Source organism: Synechococcus sp. PCC 7336, from assembly GCF_000332275.1.
Taxonomy (GTDB): domain Bacteria; phylum Cyanobacteriota; class Cyanobacteriia; order Thermostichales; family PCC-7336; genus PCC-7336.
The window spans coordinates 630,396-654,297 of the sequence record NZ_CM001776.1 but is presented as its reverse complement, the minus strand read 5'-3'; the positions used below and the strand labels follow the sequence as shown (position 1 = coordinate 654,297).

At 52.7% G+C, this 23,902-nt stretch carries 21 protein-coding genes; 7 read left to right on the top strand and 14 right to left on the bottom strand.

Going from position 1 to position 23,902, the window contains the following annotated elements; genetic code table 11:
- Positions 1 to 186: 186 nt before the first annotated feature.
- From rfbB to rfbC, 4 genes are read right to left on the bottom strand one after another with little or no spacing between them, the layout of a single operon-like run.
- Positions 187 to 1,284, bottom strand: coding sequence for a dTDP-glucose 4,6-dehydratase (gene rfbB / locus SYN7336_RS03190; protein ID WP_017324477.1), 1,098 nt, complete (start codon positions 1,282 to 1,284; stop codon positions 187 to 189).
- A gap of 8 nt (positions 1,285 to 1,292) precedes the next feature.
- A complete protein-coding gene (locus tag SYN7336_RS03185) occupies positions 1,293 to 2,366 on the bottom strand; it encodes a glucose-1-phosphate thymidylyltransferase (RefSeq protein ID WP_017324476.1) in 1,074 nt (357 codons plus the stop codon).
- Positions 2,363 to 3,238: a dTDP-4-dehydrorhamnose reductase gene (rfbD, locus tag SYN7336_RS03180; RefSeq protein ID WP_017324475.1), complete on the bottom strand. Its 876-nt coding sequence runs from the start codon at positions 3,236 to 3,238 to the stop codon at positions 2,363 to 2,365. The genes SYN7336_RS03185 and rfbD overlap by 4 nt, the downstream gene beginning before the upstream one ends.
- The gene (rfbC, locus tag SYN7336_RS03175) at positions 3,238 to 3,789 is read right to left on the bottom strand and encodes a dTDP-4-dehydrorhamnose 3,5-epimerase (RefSeq protein WP_017324474.1); all 552 of its coding nucleotides are present in this window, start codon (positions 3,787 to 3,789) and stop codon (positions 3,238 to 3,240) included. Before rfbC ends, rfbD begins: the two co-directional genes overlap by 1 nt.
- Before the next feature lie 710 nt (positions 3,790 to 4,499).
- On the opposite strand from rfbC, the gene SYN7336_RS03170 reads away from it, so the two are divergent.
- Complete coding sequence (locus tag SYN7336_RS03170) at positions 4,500 to 8,093, top strand: calcium-binding protein (RefSeq protein WP_038025699.1); 3,594 nt, start codon at positions 4,500 to 4,502, stop codon at positions 8,091 to 8,093.
- A 168-nt stretch (positions 8,094 to 8,261) separates the two neighbouring features.
- Here the strand turns inward: SYN7336_RS03170 and SYN7336_RS24210 are convergent, their stop codons facing one another.
- From SYN7336_RS24210 to cbiD, 7 genes are all read right to left on the bottom strand, one after another.
- Positions 8,262 to 8,984 carry a pentapeptide repeat-containing protein gene (locus tag SYN7336_RS24210; protein ID WP_017324472.1) on the bottom strand — a complete coding sequence of 241 codons (723 nt, stop codon included), beginning with the start codon at positions 8,982 to 8,984 and terminating at the stop codon, positions 8,262 to 8,264.
- 71 nt (positions 8,985 to 9,055) lie between these two features.
- Positions 9,056 to 9,751 (bottom strand): pentapeptide repeat-containing protein, encoded by a 696-nt coding sequence (locus tag SYN7336_RS27645; protein WP_017324471.1) that lies wholly within the window; start codon positions 9,749 to 9,751, stop codon positions 9,056 to 9,058.
- 71 nt (positions 9,752 to 9,822) lie between these two features.
- Positions 9,823 to 10,470: a pentapeptide repeat-containing protein gene (locus SYN7336_RS27640; protein WP_227498592.1), complete on the bottom strand. Its 648-nt coding sequence runs from the start codon at positions 10,468 to 10,470 to the stop codon at positions 9,823 to 9,825.
- 368 nt (positions 10,471 to 10,838) lie between these two features.
- Positions 10,839 to 11,030, bottom strand: coding sequence for a hypothetical protein (locus tag SYN7336_RS03150; RefSeq protein ID WP_156820005.1), 192 nt, complete (start codon positions 11,028 to 11,030; stop codon positions 10,839 to 10,841).
- Positions 11,031 to 11,145: 115 nt separating this feature from the next.
- Positions 11,146 to 11,448: a type II toxin-antitoxin system RelE/ParE family toxin gene (locus SYN7336_RS03145; protein ID WP_017324468.1), complete on the bottom strand. Its 303-nt coding sequence runs from the start codon at positions 11,446 to 11,448 to the stop codon at positions 11,146 to 11,148.
- Positions 11,438 to 11,626, bottom strand: a complete 189-nt coding sequence (locus SYN7336_RS03140; protein WP_017324467.1) for a hypothetical protein — start codon at positions 11,624 to 11,626, stop codon at positions 11,438 to 11,440. The genes SYN7336_RS03145 and SYN7336_RS03140 overlap by 11 nt, the downstream gene beginning before the upstream one ends.
- A 207-nt stretch (positions 11,627 to 11,833) precedes the next feature.
- Positions 11,834 to 12,922, bottom strand: coding sequence for a cobalt-precorrin-5B (C(1))-methyltransferase CbiD (gene cbiD, locus SYN7336_RS03135; RefSeq protein ID WP_026100652.1), 1,089 nt, complete (start codon positions 12,920 to 12,922; stop codon positions 11,834 to 11,836).
- Positions 12,923 to 13,108: 186 nt separating this feature from the next.
- Here cbiD and SYN7336_RS27635 point away from each other — a divergent pair, with 186 nt between their 5' ends.
- Both SYN7336_RS27635 and SYN7336_RS24190 read left to right on the top strand, forming a co-directional pair.
- Positions 13,109 to 14,095: a hypothetical protein gene (locus tag SYN7336_RS27635; protein WP_051039726.1), complete on the top strand. Its 987-nt coding sequence runs from the start codon at positions 13,109 to 13,111 to the stop codon at positions 14,093 to 14,095.
- 128 nt (positions 14,096 to 14,223) lie between these two features.
- Entirely contained in the window at positions 14,224 to 14,592 is a 369-nt protein-coding gene (locus SYN7336_RS24190; RefSeq protein ID WP_017324465.1) for a hypothetical protein, read from the top strand.
- A gap of 7 nt (positions 14,593 to 14,599) precedes the next feature.
- On the opposite strand, the gene SYN7336_RS03120 is transcribed toward SYN7336_RS24190, so the two are convergent.
- The 3 genes from SYN7336_RS03120 to SYN7336_RS03110 all read right to left on the bottom strand — a co-directional run bounded on the left by SYN7336_RS03120 (position 14,600) and on the right by SYN7336_RS03110 (position 16,331).
- Entirely contained in the window at positions 14,600 to 15,430 is an 831-nt protein-coding gene (locus SYN7336_RS03120) for a M48 family metallopeptidase (protein WP_017324464.1), read from the bottom strand.
- An 81-nt stretch (positions 15,431 to 15,511) separates the two neighbouring features.
- Complete coding sequence (locus tag SYN7336_RS03115; protein WP_017324463.1) at positions 15,512 to 15,985, bottom strand: YbjQ family protein; 474 nt, start codon at positions 15,983 to 15,985, stop codon at positions 15,512 to 15,514.
- Between the two features lie 31 nt (positions 15,986 to 16,016).
- Positions 16,017 to 16,331 (bottom strand): YbjQ family protein, encoded by a 315-nt coding sequence (locus tag SYN7336_RS03110; protein WP_017324462.1) that lies wholly within the window; start codon positions 16,329 to 16,331, stop codon positions 16,017 to 16,019.
- Between the two features lie 393 nt (positions 16,332 to 16,724).
- Between SYN7336_RS03110 and SYN7336_RS03105 the strand changes: the two genes are divergently transcribed.
- From SYN7336_RS03105 to SYN7336_RS03090, 4 genes are all read left to right on the top strand, one after another.
- On the top strand, positions 16,725 to 17,333 hold the full coding sequence (locus SYN7336_RS03105; RefSeq protein ID WP_017324461.1) for a PEP-CTERM sorting domain-containing protein: 609 nt from the start codon (positions 16,725 to 16,727) through the stop codon (positions 17,331 to 17,333).
- Between the two features lie 281 nt (positions 17,334 to 17,614).
- Entirely contained in the window at positions 17,615 to 20,374 is a 2,760-nt protein-coding gene (gene ileS, locus SYN7336_RS03100; protein ID WP_051039885.1) for an isoleucine--tRNA ligase, read from the top strand.
- Positions 20,375 to 20,629: 255 nt separating this feature from the next.
- Entirely contained in the window at positions 20,630 to 21,607 is a 978-nt protein-coding gene (locus tag SYN7336_RS03095; protein ID WP_026100650.1) for an NAD-dependent epimerase/dehydratase family protein, read from the top strand.
- A gap of 12 nt (positions 21,608 to 21,619) precedes the next feature.
- The gene (locus tag SYN7336_RS03090) at positions 21,620 to 23,869 is read left to right on the top strand and encodes an amino acid permease (protein ID WP_017324457.1); all 2,250 of its coding nucleotides are present in this window, start codon (positions 21,620 to 21,622) and stop codon (positions 23,867 to 23,869) included.
- Positions 23,870 to 23,902 lie beyond the last annotated feature (33 nt).

The following is a 23,902-nucleotide window of genomic DNA, read 5'->3' as shown; positions in this document are numbered from 1 at the left end:
CACGCCTGCGAATTTTGCGTAACTTCTAGGAGTTTATTTTGACATCGTAGTTCATTTGTGGTGTTTTTCCAGTGTTTTTTCGGTGGCAATACATATTTTTTTATGCATTTAGGTTGCAGTTCATTCGGGCTGGGTCAATGGAGCGCACCACGCGGAGTCACCCTCAAGGTGCAGTCCCGCCCCAATTTAAGTCGCTGTTGCCCTTTCGGCATACCAAGTTTGGTAATAGCGCCGATATTCTTCAGACAGCAGCGGCTGCCACCAATCAGAATTCTCTAAATACCACTGCACCGTCTGCTCCAATCCCACCTGCCACGTCACCGATGGCTCCCAGCCCAACTCTGTCCGAATTTTAGTGGCGTCGATCGCATAACGGCGATCGTGGCCGGGTCGATCCTTGACGTACTGAATCAGGTTTCTCGCCGGACGAATGGGCAGGACGGGAGCCAGCCGATCCATCAAATCGCACAATGTTGTCACCAAATCGATGTTTGCGACCTCGTTGTGACCGCCAATGTTATAAGTCTCCCCTGGCTTCCCGGCACGAATCGCAGTGTCGAGAGCGCTGCAGTGATCCTTGACGTAGAGCCAATCCCGCACATTTTGACCGTCGCCATACACCGGCAACGGCTTACCTAACAGAATATTGATGCAAAACAGGGGAATCAGTTTCTCGGGGAAGTGATAGGGGCCGTAGTTATTGGAGCAATGGGTGATCAGAGTCGGTAGGCCGTAGGTGTGGAAGTAGGCTCGCACCAGGTGGTCGCTACCTGCTTTGGAGGCAGAATAGGGGCTGTTGGGGGCGTAGGCAGTGGTTTCGCGAAAGGCGGGATCGTCTGGTCCCAAGCTGCCGTACACCTCGTCAGTGGAAACGTGCAAAAACCGATCGCCTGCAGGTCGGCCTTTTGCTTCCCACCACTGCCGGAAGGCTTCTAAGAGTGTGAAGGTACCGACTACGTTGGTCTGCACGAAAGCCGCCGGTCCCAAAATGGAGCGATCGACATGAGATTCGGCGGCAAAATGGGCCACAGTATCGATGTCTGCTTCGGCGAGGAGGCGATCGACCAGTGGGCGATCGCCAATATCTCCCTGCACAAAGCGAATATCTAGCCCGTCCAAATTGGCACGATTGCCTGCGTAGGTGAGGGCGTCGAGCACCACAACGCGATCGCCGGGATAGCGATCGCACCAATGGCGGACAAAATTGGACCCGATAAACCCGGCCCCGCCGGTGATCAAAATGTGCCGAGCGGTCCGTTTGTTGTTGTCGGGACTGATTTCCACCAACGATCTCACACCAATTCGACTTGGGAATCTTTCCCCAAGGCAAATCTTAGGGCTTTAGGGCGGTTGGGGGCGAGTTTTAAATGCGATCGCTCGCCAATGAGGCTATCCACAATGCGTTGGTCGATCCCTTCAATCTTGGCCTGTTCCAAAATCACGCTGTGCTCGATATCTGCATCGATGAGCGTGACCCCATCCCCAATACTGCTATAGGGACCGATAAAACAGTTTTCCAAGTGGCAGTTGCGACCGATCGCCGCCGGCCCCCGCACCGTACTGTTGCGAAGCACCGAGCCCTCGCCAATGCGGACGCGGCCCAACACCTGACTGCCCTCCTCCACCGCGATCGCAATATCGGCTTCCAACTGCGTATCCAAGATAATGCGGTTGGCGGCCAGCAAATCGTCCTTCTTACCGGTATCCAGCCACCACCCTTGCAGTTGCCGCGCTTCCACCGCTCGATCCGTGCGAATCAATTGCTGAATGGCGTCGGTAATCTCCAACTCGCCGCGAGTTGAGGGTTGAATTTGGGCGATCGCCTCGTGAATGGCAGGGGAGAAAAAGTAGACCCCCACCAAGGCTAAATCGGACGGGGGGACTGGCGGTTTTTCCACCAGTTGCAGCACTCGCCCCCGTGCATCCACCTCCGCCACCCCAAACGCAGTGGGGTTGGGTACTTGCTTGAGTAGAATGACCCCATCCAATTGCTGCCCTTTAAAGACATCGAGGAATTCGTCCAAGCGATCTTGAATTAGGTTGTCCCCCAAATACATGACAAAGGGATCTTCACCCAGAAACGGTTGGGCCACCTTCACGGCATGGGCCAAGCCATCGGGGCTGTCTTGAATGATGTAGGTAATGCGAGCCCCGAAGCGATCGCCATCCCCCGTCTTTGCTTGGATCTCGTCCCCCGTCTCGGGATTGAGAATAATGCCGATATCGGTAATACCTGCTGCCACAATACTTTCAATCCCATACCAGAGGATGGGCTTGTTGGCGACGGGGACTAGCTGCTTGGCCCCCGTGTGGGTGAGGGGGCGCAATCGAGTCCCTTTACCGCCCGAGAGAATCAGTGCTTTCATGTCAGGTACTCTTGTAACATTTGTCTCAAGCTAGCTCGCCAGTGGGGGGGGGCTTGGCCCAAGAGTCGGGCAATCTTGGCCGTTGCCAAAACTGAGTAGGACGGACGGCGGGCAGGGGTGGGATAATCGGCCGTGGCGATCGGTTCTACCCGCCGGATTTGCAAGGGACCATGGTCGATCGCGCGCGCTTCCTCAAAGATCGCAACTGCCAGATCGTACCAACTGGCGACGCCGCTGTTGGTGTAGTGGTAGGTGCCGTAGGTGTCGGGACCGAGTTTAGGCAGGCAAGCGGCGATCGCCTCAGCAATATCTTTGGCCCACGTCGGACTACCCACCTGGTCTGCAACGACCCTCAACTCCTCCCGACTCTGACCCAACCGCAACATGGTTTTGACAAAGTTACTCTGCCCTTTGGCCCCATACACCCAAGCAGTGCGGAGGATGCAATGGCGATCGCAGTGCTGGCGTATCGCCTCCTCTCCCGCCCATTTCGTCTGTCCGTAAGCTCCTAATGGCCCCGTCGGGTCGGTTTCGAGATAGGGGCTGCCGCGATCGCCAGCAAAGACGTAGTCGGTAGATAGATGCACCAGTGTCGCTCCCACTGCCGCCGCGGCTAGCGCCAGTTGTCCCGGAGCTTCGCCATTCACAGTTTGGGCCACAGCCAGCTCGCTTTCAGCCCGATCGACCGCCGTATAGGCTGCGGCATTGACGATCGCATCTGGCCGTAGCTGCTCGATGGCCGGTCGAATCGTCTCTACCTGAGTTAAATCCAGTTGCTGTCGCCCCCAGCAAGTGACAGTCCCTAAAGCAGCCAAGGGCTGTTGCAGTTCTCGGCCCACCTGACCGTTACTGCCCAACAGCAAAATGCGCATTACTCAAACACCTCGGCATCGCGAAAGGCGGGTGCTGCTAAGTCTTTCTCGGAGAGCACCGGCTCGACCCCAGCATTGAGGGGCCAGTCGATCGCCAGCTCGGGATCGTCCCAGCGAATACTGCGTTCCTGTGCAGGGGCGTAAAAATCCGTGGTTTTATAGAGCACCTCCGCCACTTCGGACAGCACCAAAAACCCGTGGGCAAACCCAGGCGGCACCCACAATTGACGCTTGTTTTCGGCACTCAAGCGGTCTCCTACCCACTGCCCGAAGCTGGGAGAGCTGCGGCGAATGTCTACGGCTACATCAAAAATTTCCCCTGCCACCGCGCGCACCAACTTGCCCTGCACCTGTTGAATTTGATAGTGCAGTCCCCGCAGAATCCATTGTTTGGAGCGGGAATGGTTGTCCTGTACGAACTGAACCTCGGGCGAGACGCGATCGGCAAAGACCTGTTGGTTGAAACTTTCGTAAAAGAACCCCCGGCGATCGCCAAACACGCGCGGCTCGATGGCAATCACATCGGGAATCTGGCAGGGAGTGACCTTCATGCAAACCTTCACGCAGTATCGGGTAGACCCACTCTGAGACTGCAGCAGCAAAGATCGGAGCTGGACCGATTTAATCCTACAGCCCCAACCGTCCGTAAGGGGGTTCGAAGGGAGTTTGGGGTTCGAAGCGATGCAATTTTAAGCTCGGAATTCAGATTTGGATAGTACGTAAAAACGCTTAAATATAATAACAACATGATATTTATCGGTGCATTTACACGTTCTTTAAAATATCTAGAATTGATTTAATACAAAACGTAGATTTGAAAACTTAAGGTTGCATAGGTGGTCTCACCTCCACGAACCGTTTGTCGTGAATCGGTCTGAGGCTTTAGCTAGCGATCGAAATTGATATTCCTAGGTGAACCCCGTCTAAGCAGAGACCCATAGTTTTGAGAATGTGTCTATTAGACCCTCTCACTAGCGCTGTGGCTCGCTGCATTAGCCCCCTAAATCCCCCATTCTGGGGGACTTGAGTACAGTTCCAGTTGAGGGTTGGGAGGCAGAGAATGTAATGGAGATCGTGATGATTAAAGTTGTAGAACGAAGCCAATAGCCTCTCGGAAGTCCCCCACTGGTGGGGAATTTAGGGGGCCGAGTGCAATGCCTGAAAACTTCAGATCTCAATCTGGATAGGGTTTGTCAACCTTCATAGAATTTACCACCTCGCCTGCACTAGCATTCACGTTCACTCTTAAAGGAAAAGCCCGATGCCTCAATTAGCTAACGACACCTTTTCTGTAGATCTGAGAGGTGAAGACGACTTTAGTTCCATATTTGATGTCACAGTAGTACGAGTTACAGATGTCGGGATCTTTGATGAGGTTTCAGGCGATCCTATTAATAGTATGACTTTCTCGTTGGTAGGTGGTTTTTTCCCTTTTACAAGTCTTCAAATTAATGGTCCAGCTAACAGCAATAATACTATTGATGCTTCTGGGGTCACAGGAGCTAATTTCTCTGATGGTGAGGGCCGTATCATCCTCACAAGCCAAAACGGCGATGACACCTTAATCGGCTCTACATCAGTCATCACATTCTTGAGTGGTTTTACAGGAAACAATACCTTAATTAACGGTATAGTTTCTACGGCATTAGTTGGTGACATTATCATTAGTGAGAATGAGATACGAGCTATCGATCCATTTGGCAATGAATCTGTAAATACCATCGAAAATATATTAACTCTTCAACTTACTTCGATAGGAGCTGAAGTTGAATTGATTGATGTTAGAGGGTTTGTGTCCAGTGGTCTACTTTTTGAAGAGGCTTCACCGGAAGGTTTCGCTATAGCCTTAGAGATTGATGCTCTTTCGGGTAATAGTGAAACTATTTTTGGCCTGGATGATGATACACTACTCTTCGATTTTATTGTTGCAGGTGCAGGAAATGACGTTGTCTTTGCTGCCGCAGGAAATGACGTTATTGATGGGGGTGCTGGCGACGATCGCATAGATGGCGGGACCGGAAATGACCTCATATTCGATCCTAGTGGACTCAACTTCCTTAATGGAGGTATTGGTGATGACAACATTCTTGGAGGTAGTGATAGCAATACGATTATTGGCGGATTGGGGTTTGACTTTCTACAAGGGGGTATCGGCAATGATGTCATCCGTGTTGGAGAACTCGACTCATCTCTAGAGCTAGATCCTGAGGCCGAAAGGAACGAGGTATTGGCCTTATCAGGTGATGACTTGGTATTTGGGGGAATAGGGAACGACACCATTAATGCTGGGTTGGGTAACGATCGAGTCTTTGGTGAAGGTGGTAACGACCAAATCCTCCTTAGTATCTTTACTGATGTAGCTTTGCTCGACGAATTTTCCGAAGGATTTGGGGGCTTAGGAAACGATACGATCCTGGGCGGGGACGGTATTGAGCTGATACGAGGGCAAGGTGATAACGATCTGCTTGATGGGGGTATCGGAAGAGATTCCCTGTTTGGCGGCTCGGGAAACGATACTCTGGTGGGATTCGATCGCGATGCCATCTTGAGTGCTGGAAGTGGCAATGATTTTATCATTGATGACTTCGATGCCGCCGACCGTATTGAGGGTGGATTAGGGGAAGATACACTCTCAATTGTTGGAGATTTTGAAAGCTATACTTTGACCAGAGATACCCTCGATCGGACATTAAATGGCGAAGTCCTGACAACTAGTTTCTCTGGTATTGAAAATATAGAACTGCAAGGGTTTAACAATAATAATAGTATTACTTTTGATGTTCGAGAGTTTGCGCGAGAACTTGCTTTAGTTGGAGGTCTTGAAGATGATGATTTTATCGTTTCTGGTAGAGGAAACACTACAGTCTTCGGTTTGACTGGAGAGGATACACTTACGAATGAAATCAACCAAGATCGAATCCTAGATAATTTTCAAATCCAAGTCGGGAACAACAACTTAATTACCCATAATAGCATCGAGCGCTTCGAGCTTATTGGAGGAGGAAATGGAAATGTGCTGGATGCATCTGACTTTAGCCTGACAGGGGTAATTTTGAGTGGTCTAGGCGGACAAGATACTCTTTCTGGTGGCTCGCAGGATGATTTGCTGATTGGTGGTTCGAATATCGATACTGTAAAACGGATAGGCACTGGTGATGTAGTTGTTAGCAATACAACTTTTCAAGTTGGTGATGTCTCCGATGTTGATGTTGATGACCTTCAGGAGATTCCTAGCGATATTGCTCTGACTGAAATTGATGAGAAAGATACTCTATCCAGTATTGAAAGACTCGATATTCAGGTCGAAGGAAGTGTTGGCGCAATTATCGATGTAACTGAGTTTAATCTTGGCAATTCAGGGCTTACAGGCGGAAATGGTGGAGATCTATTGATCTCGAACGCAGGGCGAGACACCCTCATTGGAGGTGGTGGCGATGACACGCTTTCGGGAGGTGCTCTCAACGACGAATTCATTGGTGGAGCAGGTACAGATCGCCTAATTGAGAAAGCTGATGTAAACTTCGAAGTTCTTAGTGTCGTTAACTTTGCTACTAGCGATCCAAGCTCTGCAGGATTGAATGAAACAATATTGTTTGGCTTGGGTACAGATAGCCTGAGCGGACTTGAAGAATTATATCTAAACGGTGGAGCAAGTAGTAATCGAATTAATGTCGCAAGTTTTGATGGGGTTTCGTTTTTGAGAGGGTTTGGTGGTAACGACACCCTAGTTGGAACTAATGGAGGAGCGGATACGATTCAGGGTGGAAATGATGATGATTTTTTGGGTGGAAGAGACGGCGATGATGAATTAGACGGTGGGGATGGCATCGATGTAATTATTGGCAGTAGAGGAGCCGATAATATTACTGGAGGAATGGGTGACGATCGCTTGTTTGGTGCCAGCGATCGAACTACTCAAGTTTCAGATTTTCTTGATGAAGCCAATTCTGGAGTAGTATTGATTGAGCAGCTTGATACCATAATGTTTTTCAATATAGGAGGTGGCGGCGATCGTCAAGCAATTAATACAATTGCAGGAGAAGAAGGTGACGATATTGTTGTTGGTGGAGGAGGTGACGATGTACTGTTTGGTGATTTTGTAATTTTTGACTTAAGTGATTCTTCCTCAGATACGATAGGTAATGACACTTTGTTCGGTGGTAATGGTAAAGATTCGATATACGGTGGTTTGGGCGATGACTCAATTTTTGGAGAGCAAGGAAATGACACTATATTTGCAGGAAACGGTCTAAATACTGCATTCGGAGGCAGAGGTGACGATCTCTTATTTGGCGGCGACCAGACAGATGACCTTTTTGGAGGATCTGGTTCGGATATGCTATTCGGTGGAGGAGGTAATGACAGACTGGTGGCAGATACTGTCGATGACTTTTTGTTTCCCGGTGGAAACGACATTCTCAACGGTGGTGCCGGCAATGACATGCTTGAAGCTTTGGGTGTTAACTTTACAGAATCATCTCGGCAAGGGCGAGACATCCTTACAGGTGGTGCCGACCGAGATGAATTTATACTTCGTGCAACGACTTCAGTCTCTGGAAGTTTCTACGATGGCCAAGAAGTTGCTGTGATTACAGACTTCACGATAGGAGAAGATACTGTTGTCTTGACACAAGGTCGTCAGTCTGACTTCAGGTTGACAGAGGCGATTCTTGATGGAGGGAGACCTTATCTGGCACTCACCTACCAGAGATCCTTTTCAGGAGTCGGTATCTTTCCGGGTTTCGAATTTCCTGTAGGACTCGATCTGGGAGAAGTTGTTATTGCATTCTTTGATGGCTTAGATTCACAATCTGGCTTGGATTTAGCTAGCAATCAGTTTAGATTTGGAGATTAATTTAAGTGAGCAAGAGTAAAAGACAACTTATTGTTGGAGTTGAGTAAAATGGTAGTACAGAAGCTAGATTATTAGCTTCTAAAATTTTCATCAATATATCTGCTGTAACATCAACGTCCGCTCACGATCGATGTTGATGTTGCAAGGCTTACTCATGTTCTCAGGCATTTATGGATCGCGATCGTAGCTATCTCTGGAAGGAGGTGGATCGAAACCTTCTGGCCAGTCCGTATTAGCGTTGTACTGAATATTTTCAAGATTGACACCCTCAAGTCTGGCTCCACTAAGGTTTACATCATTCAAATTGGCATTCGAAAGTATAGCAAGCCTCAAATCGGCATCAGTGAAATTAGCACTGGTGAAATCAACATTGCTGAGATTGGCATGACTGAGATTGGCATGACTGAGATTGGCATGACTGAGATTGGCATGACTGAGATTGGCATGACTGAGATTGGCATGACTGAGATTGGCAGCAGTAAGATTGGCAGCGTTGAGCTTCGCGTTGGAGAGAGTGGCACCGTTTAGCCTAGCTCCACTGAGGTTAGCCGAGATAAAGATTGCAGAAAAAAGCTGGCCAGACTTTATGTCAGCACCACTGAGATCGGCTTCGTTTAGTACTGCAAGTCCAAGCAGAGCGTCAGTGAGGTTAGCACCAGATAAATTAGCCCCTTTGAGGTTTGCTCCGAATAGATCGACGCCTTGCAAGTTATTCCCACGGAAATCTCCTCCTCTGAGATCTAAATAACTGAGGTAGCGATCGCTAAGGTCGGTCCCCTCAAGCTTCGATAAACGATGCCATCTAGTCAGCGTTGTATGAATGTGTGGGATCGAGAATGTCACCCCAAATATAGCGATGACTGCAAGAGTAATGGGAAGATATAGTTTCATGTTAGAAAAGGATGAAATGGAAACTTGAACTACATTTTTACATTCAGAAAACTATTTGCAAACTACCTTAATTACTGTAGATTGAAGTCGTAGCTATCTCTGGAAGGAGGTGGATCGAAACCTTCTGGCCAATCCGTATTAGCGTTGTACTGAATATTTTCAAGATTGACACCCTCAAGTCTGGCTCCACTAAGGTTTACATCATTCAAATTGGCATTCGAAAGTATAGCAAGCCTCAAATCGGCATCAGTGAAATTAGCACTGGTGAAATCAACATTGCTGAGATTGGCATGACTGAGATTGGCATGACTGAGATTGGCATGACTGAGATTGGCATCAGTGAGATCGGCAGCAGTAAGATTGGCAGCGTTGAGCTTTGCGTTGGAGAGAGTGGCACCATTAAGCCTCGCTCCACTGAGGTTAGCTGAGATAAAGATGGCAGAAGCGAGTTGGCCGGACTGTATGTCTGCACCAATGAGATCGGCTTCGTTTAGCACTGCATGTCGAAGAAGAGCGTCAGTAAGGTTAGCACCAGATAAATTAGCCCCTTTGAGGTTTGCTCCGAATAGATCGACGCCTTGCAAGTTATTCCCACGGAAATCTCCTCCTCTGAGATCTAAATAACTGAGGTAGCGATCGCTAAGGTCGGTCCCCTCAAGCTTCGATAAACGATGCCATCTAGTCAGCGTTGTATGAATGTGTGGGATCGAGAATGTCACCCCAAATATAGCGATGACTGCAAGAGTAATGGGAAGATATAGTTTCATGTTAGAAAAGGATGAAATGGAAACTTGAACTACATTTTTACATTCAGAAAACTATTTGCAAACTACCTTAATTACTGTAGATTGAAGTCGTAGCTATCTCTGGAAGGAGGTGGATCGAAACCTTCTGGCCAATCCGTATTAGCGTTGTACTGAATATTTTCAAGATTGACACCCTCAAGTCTGGCTCCACTAAGGTTTACATCATTCAAATTGGCATTCGAAAGTATAGCAAGCCTCAAATCGGCATCAGTGAAATTAGCACTGGTGAAATCAACATTGCTGAGATTGGCATGACTGAGATTGGCATGACTGAGATTGGCATTTCGGAGATTGGCATCAGTGAGATCGGCAGCAGTAAGATTGGCAGCGTTGAGCTTTGCGTTGGAGAGAGTGGCACCATTAAGCCTCGCTCCACTGAGGTTGACCGAGATAAGGATGGCAGAAGCGAGTTGGCCGGACTGTATGTCTGCACCAATGAGATCGGCTTCGTTTAGCACTGCGAATTCAAGCATGGCGCCAGTAAGGTTAGCGCCAGATAAATTAGCCCCTTTGAGGTTTGCTCCGAATAGATCGGCGTCTTGCAAGTTATTCCCACGGAAATCTCCTCCTCTGAGATCTAAATAACTGAGGTAGCGATCGCTAAGGTCGATACCCTCAAGCTTCGATAAAAGATGCCATCTAGTCAGCGTTGTATGAATGGGTGCGATCGCGAATGTCACCCCAAATATAGCGAGGACTGCAAGAGCGACGGGAAGATGTAGTTTCATTTTCAAGAAGGAGGAGAGGTAAAACTGGACTACATTTGTACATTCAGAAAAAAGATTCGCGAACTCCCTTAATTGCTGTGGATTGAAATCCGTAGGTATTCCTGGAAGGGGTGGATCGAAGCAATCTGGCCAGTCAGTTTTAGGGCGTTCGGCGATAGCGTTTTTTCACGACATCGCTTATCGGGAGCTAGCCCATTCACCTGATTTTGATTGCACTTTTATATTTGCATGAAGAGCGTATGTATTTTATTTTAGGCTAAATTTTACCTTGGAGAAAGTTTTTTGGCGCAAGTTTACTTGATGATGGTTTAACCTGGCGGCTATTCGAGACTTTTCCATCGACTTTGTTCGTCCAACTCGCGAGTGTGGGAAAAGAGTTGATGCTGGTAGGTGGACTCGCTGGTGGCAGAACAGATGTAGAAGTTAGAGATTGCCATGGCGATCGCCAGAATCACCTTCACGTTCCCGAGTCTTTCTATATCGGGGACCCGATCGAGTTGAACATCTACCACTGTGCTGGCGATGAGCTTCCGCAGTCTGGCTTTGCATCGATCCAATAGGGTGATTGTGGCCTGGGTTGCCAATGCAATGCAGTTGCTATCGGTTTGAGGTTAATTCAATCAATCTTCAAGACACATCACTCTGATGCTCGAGATCGCGGCTGCCGTGAACAACCGTAACGATCGCAACTCTTTCAGCCGATCGCTCAACTAGATACATCATGCGATATCCCTGAAAAATCAGCTCGCGCACCTCTATATCATCCGCTTCTGGCACTTGCCGACCCATCAGAGGTAAATCGACCAACCCCTCCACTGCCACCATCACCTGCTCCACAAACTGCTGGGCATATAGCGGCGAATCCCGAGCAAGATAATCGCGAATATCGAGCAGGTCCTCAACCGCAACTGCCGACCAGTCAATTCTCACGATTCAATAACCGTTGCTTCACCTGCTCGTGAGACAGTGTACGACCTTCCTCAGCAGCCTCTAGTCCGGCCTCGATCTTCTGCCGGATATATAACTCGTACATAATGTCGTCCAACGTTGCCTGCTCTGGCAATCGGTCAATCAACCGCCTAGCCACATCCTTAGCTGTTCCTTGCATCCATCTCTCCCATGAGGTGAAAGAGTAGCAGACTATTTTTGGGGTCTCTTCCCATTCCCTTGCGGGTACGCTGCCGCCGTTTGGCTATGGACCGATTGTATCAGTTGCGAGACTCCGCTTCGTTTCGGCTGGTCTGCTATCCATCCCCGCATTCGCCTTCGAGAGCGTACTGCACTTCCACAAAATTCAGCGAACGGGTGACAGCCTCTAACTCTTCCGCCAGCAGTTTAACTCCTCGTCTGCAGCCCGATCGCGACTGACGATCTGCCCTTGGCGATCGAACAGGATGGTACCGATCGCGGGCGTACGATCGGCATATTTGCGGGCATAGGCTTGTGCGTTTTGAGTAATGCGTTCTGCTAGCGAGCCAAACACAGTTTCGGACCATCCCGCCCGCACGAGATGCGATCGCGCTTCCTCCGCCGTCGCCGCTGCCAAAATCTGCTCGATCTCCCCCATCGGTACCCCCACCCGCACCGCCGCCGCCGCCAGTATCTCCAGCTTGGCGTCGGCCACATGACTGGAGGTGTGAAAAATCCCGCCCGCCAATTTGAGCAACTTGCCGTGATAGCCAATCAACAGCACCGATTCCACCTGCAACAGCGCTGCTTCCACCAGCATTGCTCCAATCCAATTGGCGGTCTGGACAATGCGATCGCCCTCAATGCCCAGCCGCGTCGCCACCCGCTGCCCGTTACTCCCCAAACAAAACACCAAATGGTCGTGCTGCTGCGCTGCCTGCCGCAGGCGATCGCGAAACCCCTCCAAACTCTCGCTGGCTGCTAAGGGCTGCGAAATGCCGCTGGTGCCCAATAGCGCTAACCCTTCCAGCACCCCAAACGCCTCATTCGAGGTCCGCTGTGCCAACTGGCGTCCTTGGGGCAAGACAATCCTCACCCTCGCCGTGACTCCCTCAGGTACTGACGGCTCCACATTTGCCCGAAACAATTCTCGCGCGTACCGATAAATTGCCGGTTTTCCCGCAGCGGTTCTTCCCAGTCCTTCACCGGCTTCGAGCTGCAGGGCATCCTGTTGGCGATCTACGAGCTGAACGTAGGCCCAGATGGGGGTATTGCGCGTCAGGTCTAAGTTGTCTCCCGGATCGCTGCGGGCGATCGCCAGTGCAGCGCCCTCCCCCAGCTCGGCCACCTGCTCGATCGGAATCTCCACCACTTCGGGCATTAGATTGACTTCAACTGAGGCATCTGGCCGATGGGGAGACGCTAAAAGATGGCTCAGCGCTGCTTTGGCAGCAGCAACCGCAAATACAGGCAGTGTGTAGCCGGAACGAGCCATGTCGAGACCTGGGGGAGTGGCAAGCTTGGACGAGGGGCGGCGGTGGAGCGCAATCGCTTTGACGCGATCGCCGCAGGGACTAGCGCACCGACTAAGATAAAACATAAGTCAAACACTAAATGTCTGGGACTCGATGACTTTTCACCCAGACGCTAGAAACAGTTCCGTCAGTCTGGGGATGCTGCCATGGAGAATATCGAACGGCGATCGAACGAGGGATTCGCCACCCGCGTCATTCCCCTCGCTTTATGCGCTGGCATCCTCGCGTTCGTCCCCGCTCTCAGCAGCCGCGCGGGCGAATATTTCACCGAAGAAACCACCAGCTCTGCAGTCGATATTGTCCGAGGCTGGAACCACACTCAAGACACCTATACCGTCACTGTCACCAACAGTACCCGCAGTCGCCTGCAAGTCCCCCTCGAAATCAGCGGCGCTCAAACCTGCGGTCTCGCAGCACTCGCCCTCAGCGACGGCAGCACCCTCTCCATCGGCAGTCTGGATAGCGACTGTACCTTACCGCTCTTTCCCTATCTCGATCGCCTGATCAACCAGCAAGTAGAAACCCTCCTGCTCACCCTCGACAATCAGCTCGTCGAAATTCCTACGACCGCAGGCGATCGCCTCGCCCTCGCCCGAGTCGCCAATCAATCCCGCGAGATTTACCTCACCTTCCAAGACGAAGTGGCCAAAGCCGTGGCCTTCTATACGGGGAATTCGACTCCACCGACCGCCCCAGCCACTGCTGCTAATCCCGCACCCAGTACTGCCCCTCCAACCAATCCAAATGAGTCTGCGAATCCCGTGGCAGCGAATCCCGGCCCAGACCCTGTTGCTCCCCCTACAGCCCCCGAACCGATTGCAACACCCGCCCCTGTCGCAGCCAGTCCTGCCCCTCAGCCGGAATTGGTCATTGTGGGAGAGATTCGCGAAGAGGCCGTAGCGGGCGGCAGCAAGCTGGTGGTGCAAGCCATCAATACCAGCACGCTATCCGTGCTATCCGCTCGCGCTCGGTTTGAATTCACCTTCAATAACGAGGTGGTCGATACCCGCACCGTTGCCTTTACTCCCGGCACGGTCGACCCTGGCGTCACCGCTACCGCAGAAGTGATCAAAACCGAACAAAACTGGGATGCAGTCAGCGTTAGTTTTGTCTGGGATCGTCCCATTCAATAACGGCGGGATAGAGACGCGGCCTGCAGGCGCTCTGTCGATTTTCGCAGCTACATCGAGATCTAGCGATCGCATCTCCCAAACATCATCTAAGGTATGGAGTATCTTCACTCTGCAGCGGGAACTCAGGTATGGCGATCGTTTCAGCAATTTACGGTGCGTTCCTCACCGCCCTCGGGGCGATCGGCTATTTTGCCAGCGGGCAAGCCAGTAAGACAGCCCTAATTCCCTGTGCATTCGGAATTCCCATCCTGCTATTGGCGATCGCCGCTTGGCCCAAACCCAAATTCCCCAAAAAATTATTGGCTGCAGCCATTGGCATCGCTGTACTGGCCTTTTTAGGAACAGCCAGTGGCTTGCCAGGTGCTCTAACTTTGCTGACTGGCGGCGATGTGGAACGAGTGCCAGCCGTGGTTTCTAAAGCGGTGGTGGCGATCGTCTCTCTGGCTTACACCATCTATGCTGTGGCCAGCCTCGTCAGACAGCCGCAGGAAGCCTGAACAGACTTTAGTAGGGCAATGGCTCGACTTCCCCCGACATCGACCAACCCCGTTCTTCTGCCAGTCGATACAGCCGCTCGATACGATCGCGGGTGAGGGGATGAGTGGAAAAGTAGTCGGCCACCCGCTTGTCGTGCCCCTGCTCTAATAGATGCTCGAAAAAATCGAGACTGCGATCGCCGTGGCCGTAGCGATCGACCACCGCCGCCAGGGCAAATTCATCGGCTGTAAACTCTTGCCTGCGACTGTGCCTCAATGCCGCTAACTGACTGGTGACAGACACCACCTGCGCCGACGAATTCGCCGTCGAACCCCCGATACCCAGTGCGGATGCTAGCATGACAAACACCAACGATCGCCCCAGTCCCCGCAAGGCATCTCGTTCCTCAAAATGTCCCAACTCGTGGGCCAACACAAACGCCAGCGCGTTTTCCGACTGCACCGAATCCAGCAAGCCCTCGGTCACCACCACATGCCCCCCCGGAAACAGACCGGCATTGGGGATGGATTCGTCCAAAACACGAACAGTCAGTGGGGCTCGCTGCGCAGAATCGCGATCGCGCAATGAATTGAGCAGATCCTCAACATAGTCGAGACGTGGCTCGTCGCGATCGGCGCGTTCCAAGGCTTGCACGGGTATTACCCGCCGTCCGATCTCCACCTCCATTTCAGGGCTAATGCGCCCGACCAATTGCTCGGCCACCCAACCCAATCCCAGATAGAGTGCCAGCGTCACCGACACTACGACCCCCAACAAATAGGCAAAATTGCCCAAAGGATTGATAGGTGTGACATTCACCTCTTCGGCGATGTCTTTCGGAACGTAGTTTGAGTTCATGAGGGAATATCGCAGCCTATTGTTGATGAGTCCTTTGTCGCCTTCCCACTCGGCGAGCCATAAAAAACGACCGCTCCGATCTTAGCGGGGCAAGCTAGCAGGCTCTTGCCGAATCCCCGTCCCGTAGGCTGCCACCTCGATCGCCACAATTCCCTGATTGTTGGAACTGCCCACATTGGCTGTTTCTAGACGCACATTGGCAATTTGGCTGGCCCCCCAGTCCACCGCCTGCTCTTTGAGTCGCAAGATCGCCTCCCGCCGAGCCCGATCGAGCACGGTCTCGTACACCATCACTCGACCGCCGACTAAATTGCGCAGCCCCGCCACCACAATTTTGAAGTAATCGGCGGAAATCACCACACTCCCCACAAACAGCTTGCCTTCTGTATTGGCAGACAAAGCCTGCTTTGCACCAAAGGTCACCATCGGGATGTGACGGGTTTGACGCTCCCGCTGCCGAATATTGTCATAGTGCTTGCGTTCGATTGCGCCGCCCGCCAGCAGCCCTAACAGCATCAAGATTGCAAACGCAATCAGTCCGACGAGTGCATCCATATCGATTTCCCAAGCCTTCTATCAATCGCGACTACTCGACCCGCACTGCAGTGCCGTAGGCATATAACTCCGCTGCTCCAGCCGCAATCGAGGAGGTGGCAAACCGAATGTTGACCACCGCATTTGCCCCCAGTTGCTGGGCCTGCGCCACCATGCGATCGGTGGCCTCTTGACGAGACTCTTGCAATAGCTCCGTATAAGCTCTGAGTTCTCCCCCGACCAAGTTCTTAAATCCCGCCAAAATATCCTTGCCGACATTTTTGGCTCGAATCGTATTGCCCTGTACCAGACCGTAATGCTCCGCAATCCGCTTGCCGGGAACCCCTTCAAGAGTTGTCAGAATCACAAGCTGCCTCCTTTGTCCGCCCCGATCGCCGCAAGTGGGCGAGGGCTCTATTCGAAATCTTAGCGACCCTCTGTGACCGCCGCTCCTCTCCGCAGGATTTTCTTTCGATTGCCCCCAGTCGAGACTCCGTACAGTCAATCCGTGTTTTGTAAACTTACATACTTAAAATTCGAAGAGCTCAAAATTTACCTTGGCATATCTAGTGGAAGACACCTACGAAAAGTACGTATATTTACTGAACTTTGAATAAGCTATCACTCTGCACGTAAATATTTTGCTGACTGGGCATACAATGCTGTCGTACGGCTTACTCCCTCGTAGATTATGTCACTTCAAAATTTCTGTCGTTTAGGATACATAGGCGCGATCGCTGGTTTGGCCCTGACGAGCCCAATGTCTATCAAAACTGCCCGGGCTGCGCAATTGACCTTTGACTTTAGAGTGCAGCAGCCCGACCAAACAAGTGTGACGTTTGCCGACACTAGCGGAACTCTGGACGTAGTAGCCACTGCTTTTTTAGGACCTTTGGGCTCTCCCAGTCTGGCATTGGTCAACCCGACTCCCAACGGCCTCGGTATTGACAATGGCGATGCGCCTAACTCTGGGGTTGGCGACAGCGTCATTGATGGACCTGACAGCGACAATGCTGGCGAATTTTTGGTTTTAGATTTCGAGCAGGCTGTACGACTCACATCGGCAACCTTCTTCACCGGCAGCAACCCCCTCGGTACTGGCGCTCAAAATGACAATTTCACGCTGTTTGTCGATGGAGTCTTGAGTGTTGACCAATTTCTACTTGCCCCTGCCAACACCCCCACGGTTACTTTTGGCTTGTCCGGCCAACAGTTCATCTTTACTGCAACGGGAGCCAATGACAATTTCCAACTGTCTGAATTAGTGGTTGTTCCCATTCCCGAGCCCATCACCTTATTGGGCACGGCGATCGCCGGTGGATTGGGTTGGGCTTATCGGCGCAAGCATTCGAATTCCAAAGCAGTATAGTCGGCGGCGCCATCGCGACTGTACTAAAATCGACACGTGTTGTGGGACGATGGAAAGTTGGCCTCGATTGCCGTTTCGTCTGTAACTGAATGAGGCTCTCTCATTCCCGATTCTTCGACCTAAATTCCTACACTTATCTCAATATCGCTGACTTGCCCATAGGTTTCTACAATATAGGGAATGTTCGGCTGTTCAGTGTGAAGAAATCTCCCGTGAGCGAAGCTACCCCCACCGCTGTTGACTACAAGAGCACCCTCAACCTGCCCCAAACGGAATTCTCCATGCGGGCCAACGCTGTTCGGAAAGAACCCGAGATTCAACAGTTCTGGACCGATCTCCAGATCTACGAAACGCTCGCAGACACCAACCCTGGCAAGCCCTTCGTCCTGCACGACGGCCCCCCCTACGCCAACGGCGACATCCACATGGGCCACACCCTCAACAAAATCCTCAAAGACACCATCAACAAATACCAGATGCTCAAAGGGCGCAAGGTGCGCTACGTGCCCGGTTGGGATTGCCACGGCCTGCCGATCGAACTGAAGGTGCTGCAGAGCATGACCGCCGAACAGCGGCAACAGCTCACTCCCCTCAAACTGCGCTACAAAGCACGGGATTTTGCTAAAAAGGCGATCGCCCGCCAGAAAGCAGGCTTCCAACGACTGGGCATCTGGGGGGATTGGGAGCATCCCTATCTCACCCTGCAACCGGAATACGAAGCCGCCCAGATTGAAGTATTCGGCCAAATGGCCCTGAAAGGCTATATCTATCGCGGCCTCAAAGCTGTCCACTGGAGCCCCAGTTCCCAAACGGCCCTGGCCGAAGCCGAACTGGAATACCCCGGAGGTCATATCTCCCGCAGTATCTACGTGGCTTTCCCCATCCAGTCATTGCAACCCGAGGCAGCCGCATACTTAGCCGACTACATGCCCGATCTGCGGGTGGCCATCTGGACCACCACTCCCTGGACCATCCCCGGCAACTTGGCTCTGTGTTTCAACGGCGAACTCACCTATGCGGTGGTGGAGTCGGAGACGTTCGGCAATCTAATTGTGGCGGCAGATTTGCGCGAAGCGCTGGAGCAAAAACTGGGGGAATCGCTCGAAGTCAAAGTGACCTTCCCCGGCAAGGTAATGGATCGGAGCGAGGGCCAACACCCCCTCTACGATCGCCCCAGCCTCTGCGTGCTCGGCGACTACGTCACCACTGAATCGGGCACCGGCATCGTCCACACCGCCCCCGGTCACGGCCAAGACGACTTCAATACTGGCCAGAAATACGGTCTGGAGATCCTGTCTCCTGTCGATGCGCAGGGGAAGTTTACCGCAGAAGCCGGGGAGCGCTTTGTCGGTCTGGACGTACTCTCGAAAGACAAAGCCACCAGCGGCAACCAAGCGGCGATCGAGGCCCTGTCAGAAGCGGGGGCGTTAATGAAGCAAGAGCCCTACGGCCACAAATATCCCTATGACTGGCGCACCAAGCAACCCACCATCTTTCGGGCCACCACCCAATGGTTTGCCTCGGTGGAAGGCTTCCGAGATGCGGCGCTGAGAGCCATCAAACAGGTGAAGTGGTTTCCGGCGATCGGGGAAAACCGGATTACGGCAATGGTGGGCGATCGCTCCGATTGGTGTATCTCCCGCCAGCGCGCTTGGGGGGTGCCCATTCCCGTGTTTTACGACGCGGAAACGGGCGAGGCATTACTCAACGAAGAGACAATCGCCCACGTGCGCGACATCTTTCGAGAGCAGGGGTCCGATGCTTGGTGGAAGTTGTCAGTGGCAGCGCTGTTGCCCGAGCAGTATCGCAACACCGATCGAACCTACATCAAAGGCACAGACACGATGGACGTCTGGTTCGATTCCGGTTCCTCTTGGGCGGCTGTGGCCGAGCGGCGACCGGAACTGCACTATCCCGTCGAACTCTATCTAGAAGGCTCCGACCAACATCGGGGCTGGTTTCAATCCAGTTTGCTCACCTCCGTCGCCGTCCACGGCTGTGCCCCCTACCAGTCGGTCCTCACCCACGGGTTTGTCTTGGACGAGAAGGGCCAAAAGATGAGCAAGTCCCTCGGTAATGTCGTCGATCCGCTGGTGATTATCAATGGCGGCAAAAACCTGAAGCAAGAGCCTGCCTATGGTGCCGACGTTTTGCGGCTGTGGGTGTCGAGTGTCGATTACAGCGGCGATGTGCCCATTGGCAAAACCATCATCGGCCAAATGGCGGATGTGTACCGCAAGGTGCGCAACACGGCTCGATTTTTGCTGGGCAACCTAGCCGATTTCGATCCCGCCCGAGATGCCGTTGCCTACGAGGATTTATCGGAGCTCGATCGCTATATCCTGCATCGCCACCGCGAAGTTTGTCTCGAAATTACCGACGCCTTCGAAACCTACCAATTTTTCCGCTTCTTCCAGGCGGTACAAAACTTCTGCGTGGTGGATCTGTCCAACTTCTACCTGGACATCGGCAAAGATCGCCTTTACATCAGCCATGCCACGGCCTCCCGCCGCCGTCAGTGCCAGACCGTGCTGGCTTTAATACTGGAGAACTTGGCTAAGGCGATCGCCCCCGTTCTCTCCCACATGGCTGAAGATATCTGGAGCCACTTACCCTACGCGATCGAGGCCCAGTCGGTCTTTCAAGCGGGTTGGCTGAATTTGCCAAAGCAATGGCACCAGCCGGACTTAGCGGAGGATTGGGTGCTGTTGCGGCAAGTGCGCGACGAGGTGAATAAGGCTCTGGAAGTGGCTCGCACTGAGAAGCGAATTGGGGCATCGGCGGAAGCTAAAGTCGTGCTGGCAGTAGGAGATTTTCACCTGTACGAGTTGTTGAGCGAGCGGGCTGACTTCTTGCGCTACCTCTCGATCTCGTCCCAAGTGGAGTTGAGGCAAGGGGGGAAAGGGATTGCCGTCGAGATTCAACCTGCTGAAGGGACGAAGTGCCTGCGGTGTTGGAATTACTCCACTCAGGTGGGCCATTTTGAGGCACATCCCGAATTATGCGAGCGCTGTGTGAGCGCTTTGGCAGGAGAGTTCTAGGAGTCATTGGCCTGCAAGCTTTTTAGGCATATCCTCAGAATGACAGGTTTCTGTCTCAACGCGGTTGAGAAGGTGCCAATTTAGATGATGTGGCAATGCCTGATGGTTCTAGATCCCTCCAAGACTTTGGCTAGAGAACTGCGATACCACTGTCACGATGTCTCGAGTTCCGCAATCGAATTCGTGCTTAATCGATCGAATTCGTGCTTAATCGATCGAATTCGTGCTTAATTTTAAGAACCATAGGAGGAGATTTTGAAATACTTTCTCACAGGTGCTACGGGGTTTGTTGGCGGACGAGTGGCCAGACAGCTTGTGGAGCAGGGGCATACCGTCGTTGCACTCATTCGCGATCGCGCTAAAGCGCAGGCACTTGAGGAGCTGGGTATAGAACTTCACGTCGGCGATATTACCGACAAAGAGAGTATGCGATCGCCCATGACGGGAGTGGATGGTATTTTCCACATTGCTGGCTGGTACAAGCTCGGCGTTCGGCATCAGGGCGCTGGCGAGCGGATCAACGTGCTGGGGACGCGCAATGTGTTGGAGTTGATGCAAGAACTCGACATTGCTCGGGGGGTGTACACCAGCACCTTAGCGGTAAACTCCGACACCCACGGCAAGCTCGTAGACGAATCTTTCCACTATACGGGCAGCCATCTGAGCGAATACGATCGCACCAAAGCCGCCGCCCACGAGATTGCCCGAGACAAAATTGCGGAGGGGCTCCCCCTCACGATTGTGATGCCGGGGGCGATTTACGGATCGGGGGATACCAGCAGTTTGCGCACCACGTTCGTGCGATACCTGCAGCGGGAGTTGCCCGTGATTCCCAAACAAACGGCTTTTTGCTGGTCGCATGTGGAGGACACCGCGCAGGCCCATATTTTGGCAATGGAGAAGGGAAAACCCAGCGAGACTTATATCATTGCCGGACCAGCTCATACCCTGACCGAGGCAATGATGGTGGCAGAGCAAATTACCGGCGTACCCAAGCCTACAGAGATACCTCCCATGTTCTTGAAGCTGATGTCAGTTGTGATGGGAGTGGTGGAAATCGCGATCGCAGTCCCCCCAACCTTTTCGGCTGAAAGTTTGCGGGTCTTAGCCGGAACAACCTACCTGGGCGACAACTCAAAAGCAAAACAGGAGTTGAGTTACCAGCCGCGATCGCTGGAAACCGGTCTGGCCGAAACCCTGATGCACGAGATGCAGCTACTCGGCATGTCGTGAACGGATAGGACTATGGCTTGGCGGATTTTTCGCGGCTGGCGACAGGCTGGCACAAAACAGTCAAAACCCCACTCATCAGATTTCCCCGAGGTCAAGCGCTACAACACCTTCGAAGGGGTGTTCAAGCCAACCTTGCTGACCATCCTGGGGGCCATCATGTACCTGCGGGTGGGGTGGGTCGTGGGCAATGCTGGCTTGCTGGGGGGCATGCTCGTAGTCTTGGCTGCAATCAGCATCACGCTGGCAACAGGCTTGTCGATCGCCTCCATTGCCACCAATACGCGCCTCGGTGCAGGTGGCACCTATGCCACGATCGCCAAATCGCTGGGGCTGGAAGTGGGAGCCGCAGTCGGTATCCCGCTATTTTTATCTCAGTCTCTGGCAGCCACCCTCTATCTGATCGGTTTCCGCGAGGGCTGGCTGTCGATTTTTCCCCAACATCCTGCCATTCTGGTGGACTTCGGGGCTTTTGCCGTCGTGTTTGCCGTCGCCTTTATCAGTGCGGGCTTGGCCTTTCGGCTGCAGTATTTAGTCTTAATCCTCATTATCGGCTCCCTGATCTCGGTTTTCGCCAGTCCCGTCACTTGGGACCCGGTGGTCTCTCCCCAGCTGTGGGGAACGTTTCCCGGTCAAGTGGAAACTGGCTTTGTCGGGACCGATTTCTGGGGAGTGTTTGCGGTGTTTTTTCCGGCAGTCACCGGTATCTTGTCGGGGGTGAATCTGTCGGGAGAGTTGGAAAACAGTCGCAGGAGCATCCCGATTGGCACCCTCTCCGCCATTGGCGTCAGTGCTGTCGTTTATCTGGGCTTGTGCTGGTGGCTGTCGCGATCGGGCACGCCGTTCCAACTGGTTCGCAACTACACGATTTTGGCCGAACGTTCCCTCTGGCAACCGGCTGTTGTAGCGGGGCTGCTAGCAGCAACATTTTCGGCAGCCCTGTCCTCCTTCGTCGGCGCTCCCCGCATTCTGATGGCGTTAGGCCGAGATCGCACCATTCCCGCAGGTCGGTGGGTGGCTAGCCTGTCGCGCAACGGCGAGCCCCGTCGAGCCCTGGCGATCTCGGGGTCGATCGTCGCGATCTCGCTGCTACTGCGCAACCTCAACGCGATCGCCTCCCTGATTACCATTTTTTTCCTGCTCACCTACGCCACTGTCAATCTGGTGGTGGCGATCGAAACCAGCCTGGGATTGATGACCTTCCGTCCGACGCTGCGATTGCCGCTGCTGGTGCCGCTATACGGCTTATTCGGCTGCACGGTGGCGATGTTTGCGATCGATCCCCTTTTTAGCCTGAGCGCTTTGGTGGTGGCGATCGCCATCTCCTTGCGCATTGCCACTCAAACCCCCATTCGTCGGACGGGGGAAGCCCGCAGCGGTCTGTTTGAAGCCTTGGCCCAATGGGCTGCCACCAAAACCATGGAGTTGGCGGTGGCGAGTGCTCGGGCCTGGAAGCCCACTTTGTTAGTGCCGGTCGAAGATAAATCCCAGTTATTGGGAGAGTTTCGCCTGCTGCTCGATTTATGTCAGCCAGAAGGAACGATTAACTTATTGGGCTTGGCCTCCAGCGCCACCGTCCGGGATTTGTCGCCGCGTATTGGCGATCTCAGCGCCGCCCTGCAGCGGCGAGGGATTTTTACCACCCATTCCACGATCGAAGTCGATACCGCTGCAACTGGCATCATTGCCGCCCTACAAACCCTACAGAGTGCTTTCTTTCGTCCCAACGTCCTGTTTGTTCGCGGCCCTGAAGATCCCAGCAATTGGACTGAGACCTTACCCGTGTTTGACGAAGCTCGTCGCTTGAAGGTGGGGGTGATGTTATTGGGGCTGCATCCCGTTGCAGGTCTGGGTAGGGCTGAGGTGATCAGCCTGTGGATTCGGCCTCAATTGGAACCCATTCCCCTCGCCGATCGCCTGCAAAAGGGCAGTATTAACCTCAGCTTGCTCATGAGCCTGCGACTCCAAAAAGCTTGGCAGGCTCAACTCAACCTCATTGCAGCCGTTGCGACGAAAGAGGAGACGAAACCGGCCCGAGAGTTTATTGAAGAACTGCGGGATTATTGCCGCATTCCAGCCCGAGCCAGAACGATTGTTATGGTCGGTAGCTTTGCAGACTGTTTGGCCAATGCGCCTCAATCGGATATGGACTTCATGGGTTTGCAGACGACACCGGAGTACGGGTTCGTGCAACAGGCGATGGCCCTGACGGGCTCCTCCTGCATCTTTACCAGCGATTCGGGCATAGAGAGTGCTTTAGCATAGCGGCGTCACAGCCTTACCATCCTTGCAGCCTTA

Excerpts from the sequence above, each read along its gene's own strand:
- SYN7336_RS24210 (WP_017324472.1), bottom strand. The coding sequence starts at position 8,984 with ATGAAACTATATCTTCCCATTACTCTTGCAGTCATCGCTATATTTGGG.
- SYN7336_RS03185 (WP_017324476.1), bottom strand. The coding sequence starts at position 2,366 with ATGAAAGCACTGATTCTCTCGGGCGGTAAAGGGACTCGATTGCGCCCC.
- SYN7336_RS03120 (WP_017324464.1), bottom strand. The coding sequence starts at position 15,430 with ATGAACTCAAACTACGTTCCGAAAGACATCGCCGAAGAGGTGAATGTC.
- SYN7336_RS24190 (WP_017324465.1), top strand. The coding sequence starts at position 14,224 with ATGGCGATCGTTTCAGCAATTTACGGTGCGTTCCTCACCGCCCTCGGG.
- SYN7336_RS03115 (WP_017324463.1), bottom strand. The coding sequence starts at position 15,985 with ATGGATGCACTCGTCGGACTGATTGCGTTTGCAATCTTGATGCTGTTA.
- SYN7336_RS27645 (WP_017324471.1), bottom strand. The coding sequence starts at position 9,751 with ATGAAACTATATCTTCCCATTACTCTTGCAGTCATCGCTATATTTGGG.
- SYN7336_RS03090 (WP_017324457.1), top strand. The coding sequence starts at position 21,620 with ATGGCTTGGCGGATTTTTCGCGGCTGGCGACAGGCTGGCACAAAACAG.
- SYN7336_RS03170 (WP_038025699.1), top strand. The coding sequence starts at position 4,500 with ATGCCTCAATTAGCTAACGACACCTTTTCTGTAGATCTGAGAGGTGAA.
- cbiD (WP_026100652.1), bottom strand. The coding sequence starts at position 12,922 with ATGGCTCGTTCCGGCTACACACTGCCTGTATTTGCGGTTGCTGCTGCC.
- SYN7336_RS03140 (WP_017324467.1), bottom strand. The coding sequence starts at position 11,626 with ATGCAAGGAACAGCTAAGGATGTGGCTAGGCGGTTGATTGACCGATTG.
- rfbC (WP_017324474.1), bottom strand. The coding sequence starts at position 3,789 with ATGAAGGTCACTCCCTGCCAGATTCCCGATGTGATTGCCATCGAGCCG.
- SYN7336_RS27635 (WP_051039726.1), top strand. The coding sequence starts at position 13,109 with ATGGAGAATATCGAACGGCGATCGAACGAGGGATTCGCCACCCGCGTC.
- SYN7336_RS03105 (WP_017324461.1), top strand. The coding sequence starts at position 16,725 with ATGTCTATCAAAACTGCCCGGGCTGCGCAATTGACCTTTGACTTTAGA.
- rfbD (WP_017324475.1), bottom strand. The coding sequence starts at position 3,238 with ATGCGCATTTTGCTGTTGGGCAGTAACGGTCAGGTGGGCCGAGAACTG.
- ileS (WP_051039885.1), top strand. The coding sequence starts at position 17,615 with ATGCGGGCCAACGCTGTTCGGAAAGAACCCGAGATTCAACAGTTCTGG.